The sequence below is a fragment of the Pseudomonas sp. genome (assembly GCF_035277045.1).
Lineage (GTDB): Bacteria > Pseudomonadota > Gammaproteobacteria > Pseudomonadales > Pseudomonadaceae > Aquipseudomonas.
Genome location: NZ_DATELE010000130.1, coordinates 1 through 2613 on the forward strand (window position 1 = coordinate 1; position 2613 = coordinate 2613).

At 61.8% G+C, this 2613-nt stretch carries 3 protein-coding genes and 1 pseudogene; 1 reads left to right on the forward strand and 3 read right to left on the reverse strand.

Annotated elements, in window-relative coordinates:
* Positions 1 to 226, reverse strand: a 226-nt coding sequence (locus VJS90_RS05920; protein WP_324119990.1) for a LexA family protein, incomplete at its 3' end; no start/stop codon positions are given.
* Between the two features lie 100 nt (positions 227 to 326).
* Between VJS90_RS05920 and VJS90_RS05925 the strand changes: the two genes are divergently transcribed.
* Complete coding sequence (locus VJS90_RS05925; protein WP_324119992.1) at positions 327 to 1028, forward strand: SOS response-associated peptidase family protein; 702 nt, start codon at positions 327 to 329, stop codon at positions 1026 to 1028.
* Positions 1029 to 1036: 8 nt separating this feature from the next.
* Here the strand turns inward: VJS90_RS05925 and VJS90_RS05930 are convergent, their stop codons facing one another.
* Together VJS90_RS05930 and VJS90_RS05935 are read right to left on the reverse strand one after the other, a co-directional pair.
* Positions 1037 to 2182, reverse strand: a complete 1146-nt coding sequence (locus VJS90_RS05930; protein WP_324119994.1) for a Wadjet anti-phage system protein JetD domain-containing protein — start codon at positions 2180 to 2182, stop codon at positions 1037 to 1039.
* Positions 2166 to 2613: pseudogene (locus tag VJS90_RS05935) on the reverse strand (SbcC/MukB-like Walker B domain-containing protein); the annotation flags it as partial. The gene VJS90_RS05930 and the pseudogene VJS90_RS05935, both read right to left, overlap by 17 nt.

A 2613-nucleotide genomic window follows, 5' to 3' on the forward strand; every position in this document is an offset into this window, starting at 1 on the left:
GGTCGACCACGATCAGGTCGCTGTCGAAGATGCCCGCGCCCTGCATGCTGTCGCCGTCTATCCTCACCAGGTACATGTGGGGCGCGCGGATGTTGAACAGGTCGTCCAGCGAGATCTGCTGCTCCATGTGGTCCGCCGCTGGCGAGGGAAAACCCGCCGGCACGCGAAAGGAATACTGCGCGAGCATCTGCCCGCTCGACGCAATCGCACCGAGAATGGAAACCATGATGAACAGCCTTGTATTTTTACTGTATATGCATACAGTTAACTAGCTGCCGGGCATCCGGTCAATCCACCGCAGCGAATTTCGACAGAAGGAGCAGCGCATGTGCGGACGTTTCGTCCAGTCCAGGGACATCACCGATTACCTGCATCAGCTGGATGCCGAGCAGGATGTGATCAGCGGCTACGACCGCAGGCCGGTCAACCGCTACAACGTCGCCCCCGGCAGCCGCGTGCTGATCCTGCACAACGCCGCCGACGGCCTGCGCATCGACCCCTGCCACTGGGGCTGGGCGCCCTTCTGGGCCGCCAGCAAGCGCCCCGCGCCCATCAACGCCCGCGTCGAGACCGTGACCACCGGCAAGTTCTTCAAGGCCCTCTGGCCCCAGGGCCGCGCCCTGGTGATGGCCGACGGCTGGTACGAATGGGTGAGCGACCCGCGCGACCCCAAGCGCAAGCAGCCGTACTTCATCCGCCTGAAAAGCCAGGCGCCGATGTTCATGGCCGCCCTGGCCGAGGTGCATGCCGGGCTCGAGCCGAACGAAGGGGACGGGTTTGTCATCATCACGGCGGCCAGTGACCAGGGGATGCTGGATGTCCATGACCGCCGGCCGCTGGTGTTGTCGCCCGAGCATGCGCGGCAGTGGATCGATCCGTCGCTGACAGCGCGGGACGCGGAGCAGCTGGCGCGGGATGAGTGCTTGCCGGTGGAGGCCTTTGAATGGTTTGCGGTGAGCAAAGCGGTGGGGAATGTGCGCAATGAGGGGGCGGAGTTGATTGTTGCGCAGCCAGGAACCGGTCTGTAAACCGACCGCTATGCTTGCGCCCACTCAAGCACGGCCTTGTGCACGGTTTCTCTTGGCAGGTACTCCTGCTCCAGGCGGCCACGCGGTTTGACCCGCAAGTATCGGTAGAGGGCTGCTTCACAAAGTGACAAGCCTTCCGGCACCGAAGCCTGCGCCTTGGAGGGTTCGACGACCGCGCTCCCCGATTCATACTGATCGAACAGATGCTGATCCATGAGCAGGGTTTTGATCGTCGGCTGGTAAAGCCTCGCCCGGCCCAGCATGAGCAGTCCCCAGGTGTCCATGTCACCCCAATAGGCCAACGTCTTGCCGGCCAGTTGTGGCGACGCCAGCCATTGCAGGTCTAGGCCTGCCCCTAGCACTGCGATGGTGTCCCTGGCCTCTGGAAGCTGGTGAATGCATTGCTCGTTCTCGACGACAAGCACGCGTGAACCCGGCAGCGGGGTTTCGCCAAGTTCAGCCGTGGTCAGCCTGAGGCGCTTGAAGGGCAGCAGACCAGGAAACAGGGGAACAACCATTACCCAATGGCTGCTTTCGTCAAAAGCGTCCAGGAAGGTCGTCAGCCCTTGTTCGGACACTTCGCCTTCGAAACGTTCATCCAGGAGTTTGGTCAGCAGTGCTGCGTTTCTTTCGAAAAATTTGGTATCTACACAGTGCTCGGCGAGCAGCCGCAAGGGCCGTCCCTGGGCACAGCCAGGGGACAATCGCATGGCAAGCCGCGCGGTGGCGATGACTTCATCGGGAGACTTTGTCAGCCACAGTCCGCGCTGAGCCACCAGCAGCGAGTGAAAGCGGTTATCCACCTGTTCCACGAGCCGCTCCAACACTGCATATTCGTCGCTTACGGCTGGATTAGCCGCTGCGGTAATCCACTCTGAAGGCGTGCGCAAACGCCATCGCACCGGTAACGAAACCGGTGTCAGGCCCGCGCGGTAGGTGATGGTTTCCCATTCCACCTCGCCCACCGACACCTGCCGCCACTGCTGCACATGCAGCTGGACGGCCTGGATGTTTTCATTGAACACCCGCGCCGATGGCTTGCCGATCCCGACGGTCCGCGGCCAGCTGTCCGGGCTAAGCAAACGTTCCAGCCGGACACTGGACAGCTGCCACTGCCTGGAGAGGCTGGCGGCAATTTCAGAAGGCGACTTCATGTGCGGTCCTTGCGTTGCCGGTAATGCTCATCAAGCGCCTCCCAACTTAATGAAACCAGGCTGGAGTCCATGGCACGGCGGTGGACGACGATGGCCGAGCGCGTATGGTGGCGCAGCAGACGCATTTCCTTGTTTGGCGTGATGAATACCGCATGCAGGCCGAATTCGCGCAATGCCGCGATGATCCGCCCGGCAACGGCCTGAGAGCTGCGTGAAAAGGCCTCGTCGAGGACTATGGTGCCGAACAGCGGTCGACTGCTGCCATCCGGACACAAGGCGTAGCTGAGGGAAGCGGTCAGGACATAGGAGGCTATGATCTCTTTTTCTCCACCGCTGCCGCCTTGCGAGCCCGTTCGGGTCTGGAGCACTTCCTTGGTTTCGCGGTCTATCACCGAAACCGCGAACTCCAGGCGAAAACGTGGATCCAGCAG